Here is a 19227-nt window from a genome sequence, read left to right on the forward strand (position 1 = left end):
ACACATTAGATCAGCGCTCAAAAAAATACGTTTGCTCTTGATCCCGGATGGGGATCGCCCAAAACAGCAGCAAAGGGCCACGGTTGCCAAAAACAACAACAGACCGCCCCTCAATAATAAAAAAAGAGCACGCAACGACAAATTAAAGGGGAGCTTCGGCTCCCCTTTGTGCTTTGCGCGATTCGACTTGACCTGTCCTTCCTCGCCCCTGAAGCGTGCACCCGTACAGATGCACGCCCCAGCAACGCTCAGACCTTGGCCACCTGCTCGCGCAGCTCCTCGATGCTGATTTCCCGCATGCGGAATTTCTGGATCTTGCCGGTCACCGTCATCGGAAACTCCTCGACGAACTTGAAGTAGCGCGGCGTCTTGAAATGGGCGATGCGCTCCTTGCACCAGGCCTGCAGCTCCACTTCATTGGCGCAATGCCCGGGGTGGAATTTGATCCAGGCGACGATCTCCTCACCGTACCTGGCGCAGGGAATACCGATCACCTGCACATCGGCCACGGCAGGATGAGTGAAGAAGAACTCTTCCAGCTCCCGCGGGTAAATGTTCTCGCCACCGCGAATGATCATGTCCTTGTTGCGCCCGGCGATGCACACATAGCCCTGCTCGTTCATGGTCGCCAGGTCGCCGGTGTGCATCCAGCCGGCCTGATCGATGGACTCACTGGTGCCCTGGGGATTGTTCCAGTAGCCGAGCATCACGCTGTAACCGCGGGTACAGAGCTCGCCGATAGTGCCCCGCGGCACCACATTGCCGGCCTCGTCGATGATCTTGCTCTCCAGATGGGGCTGGGTACGCCCCACCGTGGTGACCCGCAACTCCAGATCGTCGGCAGGACCGGTCTGCAACGACACGGGACTGGTTTCGGTCATGCCATAGGCGATCTGCACTTCGCTCATGTGCATCTCGCTGATGACCCGTCGCATTACCTCGATCGGGCAAGTAGCGCCGGCCATGATCCCGGTGCGCAGGCTCGACAGGTCGAACTCGCCACGCCGGGGCTGATCGAGCAGGGCGATGAACATGGTAGGCACCCCGTACAAACCGGTCGCCCGCTCCTCGGCCACCGCGTTCAGGGTCAGCAATGGGTCGAAGGCGTCGTTGGGGTAGATCATGGTGGTGCCGTGGGTGATACAGCCCAGGTTGCCCATGACCATGCCGAAGCAGTGGTACAGCGGCACCGGGATGACCAGGCGATCCGCCGCTGTCAGGCCCAGGCTCTCCCCCACCATGTAACCGTTGTTGAGGATGTTGTAGTGACTCAGGGTCGCGCCCTTGGGAAAGCCCGTGGTGCCCGAGGTGTACTGGATATTCACCGGCTGGTCGAAATCCAGGCTGTCCTGGCGCGCCTGAAGTTGCTCGGCAGTGGTCCCGGCGGCCAGGTCGGTCAACTGCGACCAGGGCAGAAAGCCGGAGGGCGGCTGCGCGTGCAGGCTGATCACCCCACGCAACTCGGGCAGGCGCTCACAGTGCAATTGGCCGATGGACTGCTCCGCCAGTTCGGGGATCAGGCCCTGGAGCATGCCGTGGTAATCGGAAGTCTTGAACGCCCCGGCACAGATCAGCCACTGGCAGCCGGACTGCTTGAGCACATACTCCAGCTCAGAACTGCGATAGGCCGGGTTGATGTTCACCAGGATCGCGCCGATCTTGGCGCTGGCCAGTTGCGCGATGCACCATTGAGCGCAGTTGGGTGCCCAGATTCCCAGACGATCCCCCGTGTCCAGCCCCAAGGCCAGCAGCGCCCGGGCATGCAGATCCACGGCCTCGCGCAACTGCTGCCAGGTGTAACGCAACTGCTGATGACGCACCACCAGAGCCTCGCTCTGAGGATAGGCGGCGACAGTGTTGTCGAAAGCCTGGCCGATGGTCAGCGCGAGCAACGGCTTGTCTTGCGTACCACGGGTGTAGCTGCGATCCGGCTGGAAACCCGAGTGTTCCATGACGACCCCTATTGTCTTTATTAGTGGGTGTTCAGGACCCAGGCGAAAGGTGCAAAAAAGCCTGGCTCCAATCGAAAGCCCTGCTACTCTGGCGCAAGTTGACGTTTACGTAAAGGGCGATTGACAGCCTTCGGTCGCAGGTTTACGTTAACGTAAAGGTGAGAGCCCGACAGCGCCGCTCTCCACGTCCTCCTCTCAATAAAAACAAGTGTGAAGGTGCCCACGCCATGAGTTATCCGACCCTGAACTTCGCCCTCGGTGAAACCATCGACATGCTGCGCCAGCAGGTCCAGGCCTTCGTCAAGGCCGAACTGGCACCGCGGGCCGCCCAGATCGATGTCGACAACCTGTTTCCCGCCGACATGTGGCGCAAGTTCGGTGACATGGGCCTCTTGGGCATCACCGTGGCGGAAGAGTACGGCGGCGCCGGCCTGGGCTACCTGGCGCATGTGGTGGCCATGGAAGAAATCAGCCGCGGCTCGGCCTCGGTGGCGCTGTCCTACGGCGCGCACTCCAACCTCTGCGTGAACCAGATCAACCGCAACGGCAACCACGAGCAGAAGAGCAAGTACCTGCCCAAGCTGATCAGCGGCGAACACATCGGCGCCCTGGCCATGAGCGAACCCAACGCCGGCTCCGACGTGGTGTCGATGAAGCTGCGGGCCGACAAGCGCGGCGACCGCTTCGTCCTCAACGGCAGCAAGACCTGGATCACCAACGGCCCTGACGCCAACACCTATGTGATCTACGCCAAGACCGACCTGGAGAAAGGTCCCCACGGCATCACCGCCTTCATCGTCGAGCGCGACTGGAAAGGCTTCAGCCGCAGCAACAAGTTCGACAAGCTGGGCATGCGCGGCTCCAACACCTGCGAGCTGTTCTTCGATGACGTGGAAGTACCGGAGGAAAATATCCTCGGCGTGCTCAACGGTGGCGTCAAAGTGCTGATGAGCGGCCTGGACTACGAGCGCGTGGTGCTCTCCGGCGGCCCGACCGGGATCATGCAGGCCTGCATGGACCTGGTGGTGCCCTACATTCACGACCGCAAGCAGTTCGGCCAGAGCATCGGCGAATTCCAGCTGATCCAGGGCAAGATCGCCGACATGTACACCCAGCTCAACGCCAGCCGCGCCTACCTGTACGCGGTGGCCCAGGCCTGCGAACGCGGCGAAACCACCCGCAAGGACGCCGCCGGGGTGATTCTCTACAGCGCCGAACGCGCAACGCAGATGGCCCTGGATGCGATCCAGATCCTCGGCGGCAACGGCTACATCAATGAATTCCCCGCCGGCCGCCTGCTGCGCGACGCCAAGCTCTACGAGATCGGTGCCGGAACCAGCGAGATCCGGCGCATGCTGATCGGTCGCGAACTGTTCAACGAAACCAAGTAAGAGCAGCCGCACGTTGCGAGCGACAAGCGGCAAGCCAAAGCTGCCGTAATACCGACTTACTTTTGCAGCTTGAAGCGTGTCGCTTGAAGCTGCCGTAGGCCCTCCGATGATTCTGAAGTCTCAGCTCAACCCGAAATCCCCCGAGTTCGCGCAGAACGCGGCCAGCATGCTGGCCCAGGTCGACGCCCTGCACACCCTGCTCGCCCAGGTCCAGCAAGGCGGTGGCGCCAAGGCCCAGGAGCGCCACACTTCCCGGGGCAAACTGCTGCCGCGCGAACGTATCAACCGCCTGCTCGATCCTGGCTCGCCCTTCCTTGAACTCAGCCCCCTGGCCGCCTACGAGGTCTATGGCGAAGACGTGCCGGCCGCCGGGCTGATTGCCGGCATCGGCCGGGTGGAAGGCATCGAGTGCATGATCGTGGCCAACGACGCCACGGTGAAAGGCGGTTCCTACTACCCACTGACGGTGAAAAAGCACCTGCGGGCCCAGACCATCGCCCAGCAAAACCGCCTGCCCTGCATCTATCTGGTGGACTCCGGCGGCGCCAACCTGCCACGCCAGGACGAAGTATTCCCGGATCGCGAGCACTTCGGCCGCATCTTTTTCAACCAGGCCAACATGAGCGCCCAGGGCATCCCGCAGATCGCCGTGGTCATGGGGTCCTGCACCGCCGGTGGCGCCTACGTACCGGCCATGGCAGACGAAGCCATCATGGTTCGTGAACAGGCGACCATCTTCCTTGCCGGCCCGCCCCTGGTGAAAGCCGCCACCGGTGAAGTGGTGAGTGCCGAAGACCTGGGCGGTGCCGACGTGCACTGCAAGGTTTCCGGAGTCGCCGACCACTACGCCGACAGCGACGAACACGCCCTGGCCCTGGCACGGCGCAGCGTGGCCAACCTCAACTGGCACAAGCAGGGGCAATTGCAGCAACGCACCCCGATCGCTCCGCTGTATGCGGGCGATGAGCTCTATGGTGTGGTGCCGGCCGATGCCAAGCAGCCATTCGATGTCCGCGAAGTCATTGCCCGGCTGGTGGACGGCTCGCTGTTCGATGAATTCAAGGCCCTGTTCGGCACCACCCTGGTCTGCGGTTTTGCCCATCTGCATGGTTATCCGGTGGCCATTCTCGCCAACAACGGCATCCTGTTCGCCGAAGCCGCGCAAAAAGGCGCGCACTTCATCGAACTGGCCTGCCAGCGCGGCATTCCCCTGCTGTTCCTGCAGAACATCACCGGCTTCATGGTGGGGCAGAAATACGAAGCCGGCGGTATCGCCAAGCACGGCGCCAAGCTGGTGACCGCGGTGGCCTGCGCCAAGGTGCCGAAACTCACCGTGATCATCGGCGGCAGCTTCGGCGCCGGTAACTACGGCATGTGCGGCCGCGCCTATGACCCGCGCTTTTTGTGGATGTGGCCCAATGCGCGAATTGGCGTGATGGGCGCCGAACAGGCGGCCGGGGTGCTGGTTCAGGTCAAGCGCGAGCAGGCCGAACGCAGTGGACAGCCGTTCGACGCCGCCCAGGAAGCCGAGATCAAGCAGCCGATCCTCGATCAGTACGAGCACCAGGGGCACCCCTACTACTCCAGTGCACGACTGTGGGACGACGGCGTCATAGACCCGGCGCAAACCCGTGACGTACTGGCCCTGGCCCTGTCCGCGGCCCTCAACGCCCCCATCGAACAGAGCCGCTTCGGCGTGTTCCGCATGTAATCCTGCGCGAGAAGAACATGAGCGACTTCAATACCCTGGAACTGCTGCGCGACCCCCGTGGCTTCGCCACCCTGTGGCTCAGCCGCGAAACCAAGAACAACGCCTTCAACGCCGAGATGATCCGCGAGCTGATCCTCGCCCTGGATCAGGTCCAGGCCGACCCGAGCCTGCGTTTCCTGTTGCTGCGCGGACGCGGCCGGCACTTCAGCGCCGGCGCCGACCTGGCCTGGATGCAGCAGTCGGCCGAACTCGACTACCAGACCAACCTCGACGACGCCCGGGAACTGGCGGAGCTGATGTACAACCTGGCCAAGCTGAAAATCCCCACCCTGGCGGTGGTGCAAGGCGCAGCCTTCGGCGGAGCCCTGGGCCTGATCAGTTGCTGCGACATGGCGATCGGCACCGACGACGCCCAGTTCTGCCTGTCGGAAGTGCGCATCGGCCTGGCACCGGCGGTCATCAGCCCATTCGTGGTCCAGGCCATCGGTGAACGCGCCGCCCGGCGCTATGCCCTCACCGCCGAGCGCTTTGGCGGCCAACGCGCGCGGGACATCGGCTTGCTGGCGGAAAGCTACCCGGCTGCCGAGCTGGAGCAGCAGGTCGAGTATTGGATCGACAATCTGCTGCTCAACAGTCCCCAGGCCATGCGCGCCAGCAAGGACCTGTTGCGGGAAGTCGGCAACGGCGCCCTGACCACGGCCCTGCGTCGCTACTGTGAGAACGCCATTGCGCGCATCCGGGTCAGCGCCGAAGGCCAGGAAGGCCTGCGGGCGTTCCTGGAGAAACGCCCGCCCAGCTGGCAGCCCACGACCACCACCAAGGAGCCCCGCTCATGAGCGCCCCTGTTCTAGACACCCTGCTGGTGGCCAACCGCGGCGAGATCGCCTGCCGCGTGATGCGCACCGCCAAGGCCCTGGGCCTGACCACCGTGGCCGTGCACAGCGCCACCGACCGTGACGCCCGGCACAGCCGCGAGGCGGATATCCGTGTTGATCTGGGCGGCAGCAAGGCCGCCGACAGCTACCTGCAGATCGATAAGCTCATCGCTGCCGCCAAAGCCAGCGGCGCCCAGGCCATTCACCCCGGCTACGGCTTTCTCTCGGAGAACGCCGGTTTTGCCCGAGCCATTGAAGCGGCGGGCCTGATCTTTCTGGGGCCGCCCGCCTCGGCCATCGACGCCATGGGTAGCAAATCGGCGGCCAAGGCACTGATGGAAACCGCCGGGGTGCCGTTGGTGCCGGGTTATCACGGCGAAGCCCAGGACCTGGAAACCTTCCGCAGCGCCGCCGAGCGCATCGGCTACCCGGTGCTGCTCAAGGCCACCGCAGGCGGCGGCGGCAAGGGCATGAAGGTGGTCGAGGACGTCAGCCAGCTGGCTGAAGCCCTGGCCTCGGCGCAGCGCGAAGCCCAGTCGTCCTTCGGCGACTCGCGGATGCTGGTGGAAAAGTACCTGCTCAAGCCACGACACGTGGAGATCCAGGTATTTGCCGACCAACACGGCAACTGCCTGTACCTCAACGAGCGCGACTGTTCGATCCAGCGTCGCCACCAGAAAGTGGTCGAGGAAGCCCCCGCTCCGGGCCTTGGCCCTGAGCTGCGCAAGGCCATGGGCGAAGCGGCCGTGCGTGCCGCTCAGGCCATCGGCTATGTCGGCGCCGGCACCGTGGAGTTTCTCCTGGACGCCCGCGGCGAATTCTTCTTCATGGAGATGAATACCCGCCTGCAGGTGGAGCATCCGGTCACCGAGGCCATTACCGGGCTGGACCTGGTGGCCTGGCAAATCCGCGTGGCCCGGGGCGAAGCCCTGCCCCTCAGCCAGGAACAGGTGCCGCTGCTGGGGCACGCCATTGAAGTACGCCTTTACGCCGAAGATCCGGGCAACGATTTTCTGCCGGCCACCGGCCGCCTCGACCTGTATCGGGAGTCCGCCGCGGGACCGGGGCGCCGGGTGGACAGTGGAGTCGAGGAAGGCGACAGCGTGTCGCCCTTCTACGATCCGATGCTGGGCAAACTGATCGCCTGGGGCGAGAACCGCGAGCAGGCCCGCCTGCGTCTGTTGAGCATGCTCGACGAGTTCGCCATCGGCGGCCTGAAAACCAACCTGGCGTTCCTGCGGCGCATCATTGCCCATCCGGCATTTGCCCAAGCACAACTGGATACCGGATTTATCCCACGCTATCAGGAGCAACTCCTGCCAGCGCCAGGCGAATTGACCACGGACTTCTGGCAGGCGGCGGCCCAGGCCTTTGCGCAAAGTCAGCCGCAGCGCACGCGCGCTGACGATCCCCAATCGCCCTGGTCGACGCTCGACGGCTGGCGCAGTGGCCTGCCAGCCCAGACCAGCCTGCACCTGAGCTGCGCCGGCCAGGACCGGTCCATCAGCCTTGGGGCTCATTCCCCCGCCTATCAGTTGCAAAACGAGCGCCTGTGGGTCGAGCAACAGGGACTGCGTCGTGAACATCGCGCCATTCGCCGTGGCGACACCCTGTACCTGCACTGGCACGGCGACATGCACGCCATCAGCGCCTACGATCCGATCGCCGCGGCCGATGCCAGTCACAGTCAGCATGGCGGGCTCACAGCACCGATGAACGGCAGCATCGTGCGGGTGCTGGTCGCTGTCGGACAAAGCGTCGAGGCCGGTGCACAACTGGTGGTACTGGAAGCCATGAAGATGGAGCACAGCATCCGCGCGCCCCAGGCCGGGATCATCAAGGCCCTGTACTGTCAGGAAGGTGAAATGGTCAGCGAAGGCAGTGCCTTGGTGGAGTTGGAGTAACTCAAATCAATAAGAAAGCCCCTTCCTACTTGTAGGAAGGGGCTCTTTAACGAAGTTAAAACTTCGCAGTTGCTTGTACGACTACACCAATAACCCGGCACTCATCGCTGTAGAGCATCTTCGGATAAGTGGGATTGAGTGGTACCAGATAACGCTGACCGCCCTCTTGTACCAACTTGCGGAAGATCGCCTCGTCATTCCCCGGACACTGCACGACCAGCAACTTCCCAGGCTCGGCAGCAACGGCCGGATCCACCAGGATCAGCATGCCCTGGCTGATGCTCAGGCCGCTTGGCGCGATCATCGCGTCACCGACCACCACCAGCCAGAAGGCTGCCCCCTGCGCCTGATAATCGGAAAGCTCATAACGCTCGGGGACATAGGCCGACTGGCCACTTTCCCGGACTTCTCCGACCACCCGCCAGTCACTGACCGGATAACGGAAATACGGGTTGTACTTGTGCTGCAAGGAAGGCTCGTCCACCAAGGGTTCGCCATCATCGCCGAGCATGGGTTTCTCGCGGACCACCAGGGCAACTTCAAGAAAGCCCATGCCGATCTCTTCGAGCACCCGATTCATGTCTTCGATTTTCGGCTGGCGACGCTTGCTCAGCCAATGACCGATACCACCTTGAGACATGCCCAGACGCTCGGCGAGTTTTTCCTGTGTGACCTTGCGGCCTTTCATGTTGGCTTTAACCAACTCGATCCATTTGTCCATGGGCCGAACAATACGTTGTGTATTTCCCGCCTCAACACACAAGTTGTAGTATTTGAAATCTCGTCACAATTACAATACGTATTAACATCGTTCCTACCCCTCTCTCCTAATCTCAATCAGGGCAGAACACTTCATGAACACAAGCAGCAAGGATGTGCAGGAATTCGATACAGAGGCCACATTGAACGCGCTCAAGGATAGCGATGCGGCACGACGAGCGATGGACTACTACTTGAAACCCGCCATTAGCGGACCAAGCAAGGAGGAAAAGTTTTTCGAGATCAGGCGCAGCCTGAGCAGTGAGGAAGCCATGATCCACGCATCCGATCTATTGCGCTGCGCAGCGGCCACCGCGTATGACGCCGCCAACCATCTGCAAGGCGCCAACCGTGACCTGGCGTTTTCGGTGGTGCACATGATCGACCTGGCCAAGGCCCTGGTGGACAAGTGCCTGGAGTGCCAGCGTTGTGGGTCAAGCTAGGAGGCATGCGCCCTTCCCCACAGGAGGGTGGACAAGAGGGCAAGGCAAAAGGGGAGGATTATTTAACGAGACACGAGGAAAATCATTTGACTTGCAAATGATAATGATTATTATTGCAGGCAACTGATCGCGAGATCGGTCGATAACCCAAAGGACCTTAGGTCGGACCTTTGGATTATCTCCTCATCAGGCTAATCACGGTTTTTGACCCGGCTTTTTGCCGGGTCTTTTTTTTGCCAGTTTTTCTGGCTTGGCTTCAGGCTAATGAAGACGTGGGTGCTGCTAAAAATAATGGCGGCGATGATAGCAAAAGAATGTCCTTTTGCAAGTCAGCACCTGGCGCCATGCTCCGGGTAAAGAAAAAAGTAGCGCTTGAGAATCAATCGCATAGCCACTAAGCTGCTTCGGCGTCAAGGACGACGCCCCCCCCCTTCTATTACCCTCTCCAGTGTGTAGAGTGACGGTCATAACAATCCTGTACAGGAGCCGAACATGACCGTGGGCAATCACGCTTCGTTTCAAATCACTGCCGATTTCGACAGTGGCAACATCAAGGTGCTGGACATCAGCAATCCATTGCAGGCCCTGCTGGCCATCCGCCCGGATACCCAGAGCCCGCATTTCCAGTGGTTTCACTTCAAGGTCAGCGGCCTGCATGTCGGCCAGGAGCACTGGTTCCGCCTGACCAATGCCAGCCAGTCCTCCTACAACAAGGCCTGGACCGGCTACCAGGCTGTCGCCTCCTATGACCATGTGAACTGGTTTCGCGTACCGACGATCTTCGAAGGCGACGCGCTGCGCTTCAATCTGGAAGCCACCCAGACACACGCCTGGTTCGCCTATTTCGAACCCTACAGCCGCGGGCGCCACGACTGGCTGATCGACCAGGCCTTGAGCAAGGCCGGGGCCCAATTGCTGGCGGTGGGCAAAAGCGTCGAGGGCCGGGATATCCAGCTGCTGCGCAAGGGCAGCGGCGAGCAAGGCCGGCGCAAGCTGTGGATCATCGCCCAGCAGCACCCCGGCGAGCATATGGCCGAGTGGTTCATGGAAGGCGTGATCGAGCGCCTGCAGCATCGGGACGACCCGCAACTCAATGCACTGCTGGCCAAGGCCGACCTGTACCTGGTGCCGAACATGAACCCGGATGGCGCGTTCCATGGCCACCTGCGGACCAACGCCAAGGGCCAGGACCTGAATCGCGCCTGGCAGGACGCCAGTCAGGAGCTCAGCCCCGAAGTGCTGTTCGTCCAGCAGCAGATGGAAAAGTACGGCGTCGACCTGTTCCTCGATGTGCACGGCGATGAAGAGATTCCCTACGTGTTCACCGCCGGCTGTGAAGGCAACCCGGGCTACACACCACGACTGGCGGCACTCGAAGAGCAGTTCCGCAGCCACCTGAAGCACCAGACCCGGGATTTCCAGACCACCCACGGTTACGCCCGGGACAATCCCGGAGCGGCCAACATGACCCTGGCCTGCAACGCCGTCGGGGAAAAATACGACTGCCTGTCATTGACCCTGGAGATGCCCTTCAAGGATCACGACGATGCCCCCAACCCGGTAACCGGCTGGTCGGGCAAGCGCTCCATGCAACTGGGCAAGGATGTACTGAGTACCCTCGCCGATCTGGTAGACAGCCTGCGCTAGGCCATCCTGACGACTGCGGGAAGCGCTCCCGCAGTCGTCATGCGCTCACGACGCCGGCACCCGCAGGCAATCGTCGGGCCCCAGCAAGCGCCCATCCGCCGTACGCAGTTCCAGTGCCGGCAGCGGTTGCCCGGTTTCCCGGTCGACCATTCGCGAATGCGCCTCGCCTTCCTTGTAGAAAAACGCCTCGCCCCATTGGCGCAAACCGATGATCAGAGGAAACAGCCCCCTGCCTTTCTCCGTCAGCACGTACTCCTGATAGGCACTGCCATCGGAGGCCGGCACAACCGCCAGCACCCCATGTTCCACCAAGGTCCGCAGGCGCGTGGCGAGAATGTTCTTGGCCATGCCCAGATTGCGCTGGAACTCGCCAAAACGGCGGATGCCGTCAAAGGCATCACGCACGATCAGTAACGACCACCAGTCACCAATGGCGTCCAATGAACGAGCCACCGGGCACTCGGCATCTTGCAGGCTAGTGCGTTTGACCATGCTGGGAGTTCTCCAAACGGGCAGCGGAAAAGTGGTTGCAATATAAAACCACGATCACTACCGTACAACTGGTTTTATAACAAAACCACATACGGAGTCCGCCATGTCATCTGAATCCTCAACCCCTTCGCCACTTTCAGCCAAGGTGGTGCTGTTGTTCGCCGTGGCCTGCGGGCTGGCGGTGGGCAACGTGTACTACGCCCAACCGCTGCTGGACGCCATGGCCCAGGCCTTCGACCTGGCGCCGGCCACGGTGGGCATCGTCATCACCCTGACTCAGGTGGGTTACGGCCTGGGCCTGCTGTTGCTGGTGCCCCTGGGCGACCTGCTCAATCGCCGGCGCTTGATCGTCAGCCAGACCCTGCTGTCGGTCCTGGCCCTGTCGACGGTGGCCTTGGCCCCCAACAGTGCCTGGCTGTTGCTGGGCATGACCTGCACCGGCCTGCTGGCGGTCGTGACCCAGGTGCTCGTGGCCTATGCCGCCCACCTGACGCCGGTCGCTCAGCGCGGACGGGTGGTGGGCATGGTCACCAGCGGCATCGTGGTGGGCATTCTCCTGGCCCGCACCGTGGCCGGGACCATGGCCGATCTGGCAGGCTGGCGCTCGGTGTACCTGCTCTCGGCCGGGCTGACCCTGCTGGTGGCCCTGGCCTTGTGGAAAGTGCTGCCGACCGCGGAACAGCCACCCACGGTGCAACGCTACGGGCAACTGCTCGGCTCCCTGTTGCTGTTGTTCAAGGAGGAAAAGGTCCTGCGCGACCGGGCGGTCCTGGCCATGCTGATCTTCGCTGCCGGCACGGTGCTATGGACCCCACTGGTGCTGCCCCTGAGCGCCCCACCGCTGTCGCTGTCACACACCCAGATCGGCCTGTTTGGCCTGGCCGGCGCCGCAGGCGCCCTGGGCGCAGCACGGGCCGGGCACCTGGCGGATCGCGGGCTGGCGCAATGGACCAGCGGCCTGGCCCTGACGCTGATGCTGCTGTCCTGGTTGCCCCTGGCCTTGACCCAATCCTCCCTGTGGGCCCTGCTCCTGGGGGTGATCACCTTCGACCTGGGCCTGCAGGCGGTACACGTCACCAGCCAGAGCCTGATCTACAGCGTGCGGCCCCACGCCCAGAGCCGTCTGGCGGCCGGTTACATGCTGTTCTACTCGGCCGGCAGCGCCGGCGGCTCCATCGCCGCCACTGCCACCTATGCCTGGGCCGGCTGGACCGGAGTGTGCCTGCTGGGCGCGGCCATCAACGGCGTGGCACTGCTCTACTGGCTGTGGAGCCTGAACCCCGGACAACACCCGGCCACTGCGCCCGATGCCCGCTCGGCGCGCCCATAGCGGGTTCGCCCGAACGTACTTTCCCCTTCAGCCCCGCGGCTGCTTTGCACCAACTCGTCAGCATGGCGCGGCCGGCCCGGGCAAGACCGAGCAACAGCGCCTCGGACGGACGACGAAATCAGTGGCGCGACGGTTTCTAGAACCCCACATCCAGCACCACGTTGTCGACATAGGTGCCGGCCGGCGGGGTGCTCTGGTCGGTATAGATCCGGGCGTTGTAGTTGAAGATCTGGCTGCCGGTGCCCAGGCCGTTGCCCGGGTTGACCTCGGCATCGGTACTGGAGCGCCGGGCACCGCCGACACTGCCCCAGCGAGTGTTGCCGGCACTCTTGAAGATGTCATAGGCCAGGTAGTTGCCACTGGAAATCATCCGCCGCCGACCACCCGCGCTCACCGGCTGCTGGCCATCGCTCAACCCCACGGTATAGGCACTGCCCTTGGTGCAGGCCAGGTTGATGGTCTGCCCGGTCACCGTGGCAAAGGCGCTGACCACCGGCGCACTGCCGAAGCTGATGTTGGGCGCGGTGATCACGCAATCGTTGGACACCGTCATGTTGACCGTCAGGGCCTGGGTGCCGCTGCCGATGTCGCGGCCCAGGCAGGCCCCCAGGGCGCCGATCCCGGCGCAGTAGTTCCAGCTCCAGAAGATGCTCAGGTTCTCGGTGTAGATCCCGGCCGCCACGTTGCTGCCGGTGATGGTCCCCATGTAGATCGGCACGGTCTTGGCCACGGTCGGGCTGCCCAGCAGACCCAGCAGATCGATGATCGAGTTGCGGGCAAAGTCGAACTGCACCCCCCGAGTGATCGGGTAGCTGGTGCTGTTGTTGGCGTACAGGGTGTAGCCGATGACATCGCCGGTGGGGCCGACCAGGCCGCTGGTGGTGGACGTGATGGTGGCGTAGAAATGGTCGCTGCTGGCCAGCAGGCTCAGCAGCGAGCCGGTGCAGCTCAGGCCGGCATTGGTGGTGGAGGCCGGCTGCGAAGTGGTGCGCACCAGGATCGAGCTGAGCGTGCCGAACCCCGCCGGCGCGGTACTGACCGTGGTGCACAGCGCCTGGGCCGACAGCGCCAGCATGCTGGCCAAGAGTCCCGCCATTGCCTGTCGCCAGCCCTTGAATCTGCCCACGCCTCGCCCTCCCTTGCGCCTTGATCCTGCCGTTACTGACAGACCAGCGGGCCGATCAGCGGCACCTGCTGCTGTTGCAGATCCATGTCGAACTGCGCATGACAGCGCTGGCCATCGGCCAGGCCGACTTCCAGGCTGTTGTGTTGCGCAAGGTTCTCCAGATACACCAGCCCATCCCAGCCGACCACCGCCCGGGCCCCGCTCGGCTGGTGCGTCACGCTGCTCCCCAGAGGCAACTCCCGTTGCTGGGCATCCACCAGCACCACGCTGGCGGCGATCACCCGGGCCAGGGGAAATTCCAGCAGATAGCCGCTGCCCCGGCGTACCGCCACCCGCTGCTCGACATTCGGACTCTGCACGTTGGCCGGCAGGTTCAGCGGATCGATCTCGTACTTGCCCCGGTAATAGGCGCTGCTCCAGGGCACCAGCAGGTGGCCGCTGGCGTCGGTCCGGCCCACCAACTGGTTTTCATAGCGCACCGGTATGTCCGGGTAGCCGCCGGTACTGACCACCACGAAGGCGTCGTCGATCTGGTTGGCGGCGAACACCTGACGGTCCATCCACACCAGCGAACCACTGGCATCGGCCCAGCGAGTCTCGGCTTCGCGGGTGCCGTAGACCCCGGCTTGCAGGCGCACCGACTGCAGGCGCCAGGTGGCATCCGCCTGCCGATAATCGGCGCCGTCGCCGGTGGCATACCCCAGGTTGTAACCAACACCGCCGTCAAGCGGCACCGAGCGACTGAAATTGACCCGCTGGCGGTTTTCCCCGGTCTTGCTGCGCTCGTTGCTCAGGCTCAGGCTGCCGTGCAGATCGAAGGGAATCACCAGTTGTGCCTGCATGGCCCACTGGCTGTCGCCGATTTCCCGGTTGGCCGACAGGTAGAAACTGCTGTTGTGCCACAGCGGTTTGCTCCAGGTCAGATTGAGCAAGCGGGTGCGGCTCGAATCGGCGGCCAGCACATCAAAATAACCGGCCCCCAGGCTGCCGTAACGCTCCAGATTGAGGCTCAGGGTCAGTTGCTCGCTGCGCTGGCTGAGGCGGGTGTAGGGGCTGTCGAGCAGACTCAGGTCGGCGTACTGGTCGCGACGCTGCATGCGCTGGTAGGCCAGGCTGAAACGCTGGTTGTTGTACTGGTAGCCGAAGCTGAACTGCTGGCCGCCACTGCCGTCGAAGCGGCTCTGGCTGAGCGCGGTATTGAGCACGCCGAACTGCCCCAGGCGCAGGTTGCCGCCCAATCCACCCAGCGTCAGGGAGTCCGCGGCTTCGGCATGGGCCTCAAGGGTCAGGCTGTCGCTCAGGCCATGGCGCAGGCTGCCGGAAGCGACGCCCGGGCCATAGCCGAAATCACGCAAGCTGTAGTCGCGACGCAGGTTGCCTGCGGCCAGCGAGAAATCCGTCAGGCCCTGGTGCAGCAAGGTGCTAGTGACGTAGAACGGCACCGTGGTCGACACCTGCCGTCCCAGGGCATCGGTGGTCACCACCACCGCCTCTCCCGCGCCGTTGATGAAGGGAATGTTGGTCAGGGTATAGGGACCGGGTTGCAACTCGCTGCTGCTGGCCTTGTAGCCGTTGATGAACAGGTCCAGCGAGGACGGCACCGCCGCTTCCCCGGCAAACTGCGGCAAGGGATAGGTCACCAGGTCCGGACGCACGGCAAAGTCCCGCGACAGCTGGACCCCGCCCAGGCGCACCGAACTGCTCCAGGGCAAGGCGCTGCTCACCACATCACCCGCCTCGTAGGTCAGCAGGCGCTCCTCATCGGAAAAACGCCAAGTGGTGTCGTAGCGCCGATAGCCATTGTTCAGCGAAGCGCTCTCAACCCCGGACAGGGTCCGCCGGTACTGCCCGGTATTGGACAAGGTGCCCCAGGTGTCGAACAGCCGCACTTCGTTCCAGGCCGCCAGGTACGTGCCGCCGTCGTCGGTGTCATTGAGGTACAGGTCATAGTTGAGCAGTGCGCCGAAACTGCTCAGCGCCGGGGTGCGCGGATAGGCCTGGCGACTGCCGATGAACTGCTCCGGCAGCCAGTCCGGCGGCACATCCAGCAGCAAGCGCTGGCCCTGGCTGTCGTAATCGCTGTGCAGCTGCGGCAGGCTCTCCAGATCCACCTCGCTGCCCAGCCCCTGCGGCAGCTTGATCCCGGCCTCCTGCAGCGTCTGCAGCGGCATGAACAGTCGTCCGGCGCGCTGCTCCACCGCCACCACCTTGCCCGTGTTCATCCGATTGATCACCAACTCCAGAAACAACTGCGCATCGGCCATCGACTCCAGGCTGCTGGGCGGCGGCGGTAACTCGCCGGCCTGGAGCGGACCACTCAGCATCACGCCCCACAGACCGGCCAGCAGCCCTTGCAAGCGCCAGAAACGACGAGCCGGATCCCGGCTCATGGCGGATTCAAGTCCATCTATGGACATCTCCATCCCAAGGCGAATGCGCCATCGCGCTCACAGCCGTGCGTAGCTCTGCCCGATCGCCCTCTTGCCGAGCGCCACGCCGCGGCTGTGGATCAGCGAGCAGGCGCCAGAGCCTGTACCTGCGACGCACCGTTGATCCGCAGCTGCAGGGTCGCGTCGGCCGCCAGGGGCTCCGTCAGCGGCCAGCGCATCACCGCGCCGGGCAAGACATAGCCCAGCAGGCCCGGCGCCAGCGGCCGGGTCTGTGTCCCCTGTCTGAACCCGACATCGGTCAGGCGCGCATGCACCGCGCCCTGATTGCGCAATTCGAGGAACGTCTTGCCGTCCACCGCCACCTTGCGCCAGCTCAGGTCGGGTACGCCGGCGCCCTTGGGATCGCGCTGGCGGGTGGTGTCTTCCTTGCTCCAGAGTCCTGCGCCATAGGCGAACAGCGGCACCGAGTAGCGCATCTGGAAACGAATCGCCGCAGCGCTCTTGGCACCGTCCTGGGGGGTGATGGGTTGGGCCGAGGGAATCTCGTCGATGATGATCCGGTACGCCAGCTCCTGCCCCGGCGGTACGTCGCGGGTGCGGGTCAGGCGCACCAGTTGCTTCTGCCCGGGCTCGATCTTCGCCAGCGGCGGGCTGCCGATGACCTCGCGCTGATTCTGGTACTGATCGGCAAAGCCGCTCTGACTCCAGGCAAAGACCCGGATCTGCAGGTTGGCAGTCTCGGTGCCGCGGTTTTCCAGCCATAGGGCGCTGGCCTGCTGATCCGCCTCCAGCACCGGATCGATCGGCCAGATCAGCACCGAGCTGGCGGCCTGTACCGCGGGCACACCGGACAGCAGCCCGGCCAGTGTCAAGTAACGGGTGGCCTGCAGGCCCCGCAAAAGTAAATGCATACTGCTACTCCTTGTCCGCCTGCCGGCTGATGGTCGATTCGCCCCTTCACCACGACAGCTGCACCTGCAGCACGTCGCTGTACGTCCCCCCAGGCTGATTGCCCGGCAACTGCACCTGCCCGTAGATAGGCAGGCTGATGTTATTGGCATCGCTATACGCCACGGCCACGCTCTGGCCGATCCCCAGGCTCTGGCTGTACCCCGCATCGCGGAACAGCTCATAGGCGACCAGGGAACTGCCGCTGCTGATCCGCATGTGCCGCCCGCTGCTGTTGTACTGGCCGCCGTCCACCGTCATGTTCAGGGTCACCCCCGGGGTGCACTGCAACTGCACGCCAGCGCTCAGCGCCACCCTGACCGTGCTAGTGGACAACGCCGACTGGCTGCCGAACGCCAGACTGCCGTAGTTGCTGACACCACCCACCACCAGGCAGCCGGCGGTGATGGTGGCGCTGACCTGGAAGCTCTGGCTGGTGGCGGCACTGGTCCACACCGGCCAGGCACCGGCACAGATCAGGGCCAGCAGCGCACATCCGGGGCGGGCCATGGCATCAGAAGGTCAGTTGCACGGACACCGTATCGGTGTAGGTGCCGGCCGGCAGCCCGGCCTTGCCCACTGCCTGGCCGTAGAGGTTGACGGTCTGCGCCACCCCGGTGCTCGGTGCCAGGTTGATCACCCCATTGATCGCCACGATCTGCGAGTGCCCGGAGTCGGTGTACAGGTCGTAAGGCACGTAGTTGGCCACGCCGTCGAACAGCGCCCGGGTGCCGCCGCTGGACTTGCCGTCATTGCTGCCGCCCTGGATGGTCAGGCTCGGGGTGGTGCCGCTGGAGCAGAGAATCGACAGCGCCCCGCCACCCCCGCCCAGCACCTGGCCGGTGGCCGTGGTGAACAGGCTGTTGGTGGTGCCGAAGTTCAAGGCGCCGAAGTTCAGGCCGGTGCTGCCGCCGACGCCGTTGACCTGGCAGCTGCTGGTGAGGATCAGGGTCGAGCTGATCTGCCCGGTGACCGTGGTGGCGGCGTTGACCGTTGAGGCCATGACCAGCCCCAGCAAGGGCCAGCCGATTCTCGATACAAGCGCGTGCATGATGTACGTCCTCTCATGGTTACCAATCCAGCGTGATGGTCAGGGTGTCGGTGTAGACCCCTGCCGGAACCGCGCGGGTATTCGCGACCACCGAGCCGAACACCGGAATGGGAATCCGCCTGCCGCTGCTCACTGCGAAATTGCGCTGCTGACCGATGCTGTAGCTGTCGCTACCGGATGCATCGACGAACAATCGATAGGGAATGGTCTGGCGCCCGTTGCTCAAGCGCCGGGTCGTGCCGTCGCCATTGAGGCCGCCATTGATGGTCACGGTGAACCCGGTGACCGAGGGATTGCAGGCCACCTGCAAGCGGCCTTCGGCGCTGTCGGTCAGGCTGGCCTTGATCGGGTTGACCCAGGTCGGACCTTGCCGGCCGAAATCGAGCAGACCCAGGTCGCTGACAGGCGCGGCAACGGGATCGCTGCCGGCACTGCTCACCTGGCAACTGGCCAGGATCACCAGGCGCGCCTGAATCTGTCCGCTGATCGCCGCCTGGGCGTCATCGGCCAGCAGGCACAGCGAACCCAAGGCGATGATCGTCCAGTTCCTGCCCTTCATTGCTGCCATCCCGGTTCCATCAGGACTCCCACCTGAGCCGTCCATCGTCGACGGCTTTCCCTGTTCTGCCCGGGATCCCCCGCAGCAGTCGTCATGGCCCTGCCTTCACCAGCTCAGGGTCACCTTCAATAGATCGGAATAGCCTCCGGCCCGGGGTATCTCGGCCAGGGGCTCGATGCGCCCGTAGAGGGGCAGATCCACGCTGCCGGAATCCGGCACGCGGCCGCTGACCGGGACATTCACCGGCAAGGGTATGCGCCGGGCCGGGTCCTGGTACAGACGATAAGGAATGGGTTTGCCCGGCCAGCGGTTGCTGGCCAGATAACGCACGTCGCCGATGCCGCCATGCAGGCCGCCATCGACGCGCAGTTGATAGGGCGTATCGGGATTGCACTCCAGCCGCGGTCGGCGGCCACTGGGCAGCGCAGCGGTCAAGGGCCCCGCGGCGTCATCCAAACGCGCGCTGCTGCCGAAATCCAGGGTGCCGAGCTGTTCGATACCGGCCTCGCGCTGTTGCCCCAGCAACTGGCAGCCACGCAGCACATCAACCCGGACCTGCACCTGCAGTTCCGCGGCCCCTGCCGTCGCGCAGAGCAACGCGCTCATGACTGCCATCCCCTGGTATCCATTCAAGGCCTCAATCCTTGTG

At 63.7% G+C, this 19227-nt stretch carries 18 protein-coding genes; 8 read left to right on the plus strand and 10 right to left on the minus strand.

The genetic code is table 11. The features are described 5' to 3' along the window. Positions 1-248: 248 nt before the first annotated feature. Complete coding sequence (locus POS17_RS19920; protein WP_060840158.1) at positions 249-1952, minus strand: AMP-binding protein; 1704 nt, start codon at positions 1950-1952, stop codon at positions 249-251. 227 nt (positions 1953-2179) lie between these two features. Here POS17_RS19920 and POS17_RS19925 point away from each other — a divergent pair, with 227 nt between their 5' ends. The 4 genes from POS17_RS19925 (at position 2180) to POS17_RS19940 (ending at position 7833) form a co-directional block, all read left to right on the plus strand. Next, complete coding sequence (locus tag POS17_RS19925; protein WP_060840159.1) at positions 2180-3343, plus strand: isovaleryl-CoA dehydrogenase; 1164 nt, start codon at positions 2180-2182, stop codon at positions 3341-3343. Positions 3344-3449: 106 nt separating this feature from the next. Next, the gene (locus tag POS17_RS19930; protein ID WP_060840160.1) at positions 3450-5054 is read left to right on the plus strand and encodes a carboxyl transferase domain-containing protein; all 1605 of its coding nucleotides are present in this window, start codon (positions 3450-3452) and stop codon (positions 5052-5054) included. A 17-nt stretch (positions 5055-5071) separates the two neighbouring features. Continuing rightward, the gene (locus tag POS17_RS19935; RefSeq protein WP_060840161.1) at positions 5072-5890 is read left to right on the plus strand and encodes a gamma-carboxygeranoyl-CoA hydratase; all 819 of its coding nucleotides are present in this window, start codon (positions 5072-5074) and stop codon (positions 5888-5890) included. Beyond that, on the plus strand, positions 5887-7833 hold the full coding sequence (locus tag POS17_RS19940; RefSeq protein WP_060840162.1) for an acetyl/propionyl/methylcrotonyl-CoA carboxylase subunit alpha: 1947 nt from the start codon (positions 5887-5889) through the stop codon (positions 7831-7833). Before POS17_RS19935 ends, POS17_RS19940 begins: the two co-directional genes overlap by 4 nt. Positions 7834-7888: 55 nt before the next feature. On the opposite strand, the gene POS17_RS19945 is transcribed toward POS17_RS19940, so the two are convergent. Then, complete coding sequence (locus POS17_RS19945; protein ID WP_060840163.1) at positions 7889-8554, minus strand: LexA family protein; 666 nt, start codon at positions 8552-8554, stop codon at positions 7889-7891. Between the two features lie 133 nt (positions 8555-8687). Between POS17_RS19945 and POS17_RS19950 the strand changes: the two genes are divergently transcribed. The 3 genes from POS17_RS19950 (at position 8688) to POS17_RS19955 (ending at position 10682) form a co-directional block, all read left to right on the plus strand. Further along, entirely contained in the window at positions 8688-9035 is a 348-nt protein-coding gene (locus POS17_RS19950; protein ID WP_060840164.1) for a DUF6124 family protein, read from the plus strand. Between the two features lie 170 nt (positions 9036-9205). Next, positions 9206-9433 (plus strand): hypothetical protein, encoded by a 228-nt coding sequence (locus POS17_RS32080; RefSeq protein WP_158552878.1) that lies wholly within the window; start codon positions 9206-9208, stop codon positions 9431-9433. 94 nt (positions 9434-9527) lie between these two features. Next, positions 9528-10682, plus strand: a complete 1155-nt coding sequence (locus tag POS17_RS19955; RefSeq protein WP_060840165.1) for a M14 family metallopeptidase — start codon at positions 9528-9530, stop codon at positions 10680-10682. Positions 10683-10727: 45 nt separating this feature from the next. Here POS17_RS19955 and POS17_RS19960 read toward each other — a convergent pair whose 3' ends face one another. Beyond that, complete coding sequence (locus tag POS17_RS19960) at positions 10728-11174, minus strand: winged helix-turn-helix transcriptional regulator (RefSeq protein WP_060840166.1); 447 nt, start codon at positions 11172-11174, stop codon at positions 10728-10730. Between the two features lie 103 nt (positions 11175-11277). On the opposite strand from POS17_RS19960, the gene POS17_RS19965 reads away from it, so the two are divergent. Beyond that, entirely contained in the window at positions 11278-12504 is a 1227-nt protein-coding gene (locus tag POS17_RS19965; RefSeq protein ID WP_060840167.1) for an MFS transporter, read from the plus strand. 136 nt (positions 12505-12640) lie between these two features. Here the strand turns inward: POS17_RS19965 and POS17_RS19970 are convergent, their stop codons facing one another. From POS17_RS19970 to POS17_RS20000, 7 genes are all read right to left on the minus strand, one after another. Further along, the gene (locus POS17_RS19970) at positions 12641-13600 is read right to left on the minus strand and encodes a Csu type fimbrial protein (protein ID WP_060840168.1); all 960 of its coding nucleotides are present in this window, start codon (positions 13598-13600) and stop codon (positions 12641-12643) included. 62 nt (positions 13601-13662) lie between these two features. Next, the gene (locus POS17_RS19975) at positions 13663-16020 is read right to left on the minus strand and encodes a fimbria/pilus outer membrane usher protein (RefSeq protein WP_060840169.1); all 2358 of its coding nucleotides are present in this window, start codon (positions 16018-16020) and stop codon (positions 13663-13665) included. Between the two features lie 119 nt (positions 16021-16139). Further along, the gene (locus POS17_RS19980) at positions 16140-16931 is read right to left on the minus strand and encodes a fimbrial biogenesis chaperone (RefSeq protein ID WP_060840170.1); all 792 of its coding nucleotides are present in this window, start codon (positions 16929-16931) and stop codon (positions 16140-16142) included. A gap of 46 nt (positions 16932-16977) precedes the next feature. Then, positions 16978-17478, minus strand: a complete 501-nt coding sequence (locus tag POS17_RS19985) for a Csu type fimbrial protein (RefSeq protein ID WP_060840171.1) — start codon at positions 17476-17478, stop codon at positions 16978-16980. Between the two features lie 4 nt (positions 17479-17482). Further along, positions 17483-18019 carry a Csu type fimbrial protein gene (locus POS17_RS19990; protein WP_060840172.1) on the minus strand — a complete coding sequence of 179 codons (537 nt, stop codon included), beginning with the start codon at positions 18017-18019 and terminating at the stop codon, positions 17483-17485. A gap of 19 nt (positions 18020-18038) precedes the next feature. Continuing rightward, on the minus strand, positions 18039-18578 hold the full coding sequence (locus tag POS17_RS19995; RefSeq protein ID WP_060840173.1) for a Csu type fimbrial protein: 540 nt from the start codon (positions 18576-18578) through the stop codon (positions 18039-18041). Between the two features lie 105 nt (positions 18579-18683). Then, positions 18684-19193 carry a Csu type fimbrial protein gene (locus POS17_RS20000; RefSeq protein WP_430523213.1) on the minus strand — a complete coding sequence of 170 codons (510 nt, stop codon included), beginning with the start codon at positions 19191-19193 and terminating at the stop codon, positions 18684-18686. Between the last annotated feature and the right edge of the window lie 34 nt (positions 19194-19227).

It is taken from the genome of Pseudomonas sp. Os17 (assembly GCF_001547895.1).
Lineage (GTDB): Bacteria > Pseudomonadota > Gammaproteobacteria > Pseudomonadales > Pseudomonadaceae > Aquipseudomonas.

Excerpts from the sequence above, each read along its gene's own strand:
- POS17_RS19920 (WP_060840158.1), bottom strand. The coding sequence starts at position 1,952 with ATGGAACACTCGGGTTTCCAGCCGGATCGCAGCTACACCCGTGGTACG.
- POS17_RS19925 (WP_060840159.1), top strand. The coding sequence starts at position 2,180 with ATGAGTTATCCGACCCTGAACTTCGCCCTCGGTGAAACCATCGACATG.
- POS17_RS19930 (WP_060840160.1), top strand. The coding sequence starts at position 3,450 with ATGATTCTGAAGTCTCAGCTCAACCCGAAATCCCCCGAGTTCGCGCAG.
- POS17_RS19935 (WP_060840161.1), top strand. The coding sequence starts at position 5,072 with ATGAGCGACTTCAATACCCTGGAACTGCTGCGCGACCCCCGTGGCTTC.
- POS17_RS19940 (WP_060840162.1), top strand. The coding sequence starts at position 5,887 with ATGAGCGCCCCTGTTCTAGACACCCTGCTGGTGGCCAACCGCGGCGAG.
- POS17_RS19945 (WP_060840163.1), bottom strand. The coding sequence starts at position 8,554 with ATGGACAAATGGATCGAGTTGGTTAAAGCCAACATGAAAGGCCGCAAG.
- POS17_RS19950 (WP_060840164.1), top strand. The coding sequence starts at position 8,688 with ATGAACACAAGCAGCAAGGATGTGCAGGAATTCGATACAGAGGCCACA.
- POS17_RS19955 (WP_060840165.1), top strand. The coding sequence starts at position 9,528 with ATGACCGTGGGCAATCACGCTTCGTTTCAAATCACTGCCGATTTCGAC.
- POS17_RS19960 (WP_060840166.1), bottom strand. The coding sequence starts at position 11,174 with ATGGTCAAACGCACTAGCCTGCAAGATGCCGAGTGCCCGGTGGCTCGT.
- POS17_RS19965 (WP_060840167.1), top strand. The coding sequence starts at position 11,278 with ATGTCATCTGAATCCTCAACCCCTTCGCCACTTTCAGCCAAGGTGGTG.
- POS17_RS19970 (WP_060840168.1), bottom strand. The coding sequence starts at position 13,600 with ATGGCGGGACTCTTGGCCAGCATGCTGGCGCTGTCGGCCCAGGCGCTG.
- POS17_RS19975 (WP_060840169.1), bottom strand. The coding sequence starts at position 16,020 with ATGAGCCGGGATCCGGCTCGTCGTTTCTGGCGCTTGCAAGGGCTGCTG.
- POS17_RS19980 (WP_060840170.1), bottom strand. The coding sequence starts at position 16,931 with ATGCATTTACTTTTGCGGGGCCTGCAGGCCACCCGTTACTTGACACTG.
- POS17_RS19985 (WP_060840171.1), bottom strand. The coding sequence starts at position 17,478 with ATGGCCCGCCCCGGATGTGCGCTGCTGGCCCTGATCTGTGCCGGTGCC.
- POS17_RS19990 (WP_060840172.1), bottom strand. The coding sequence starts at position 18,019 with ATGCACGCGCTTGTATCGAGAATCGGCTGGCCCTTGCTGGGGCTGGTC.
- POS17_RS19995 (WP_060840173.1), bottom strand. The coding sequence starts at position 18,578 with ATGAAGGGCAGGAACTGGACGATCATCGCCTTGGGTTCGCTGTGCCTG.
- POS17_RS20000 (WP_430523213.1), bottom strand. The coding sequence starts at position 19,193 with ATGGCAGTCATGAGCGCGTTGCTCTGCGCGACGGCAGGGGCCGCGGAA.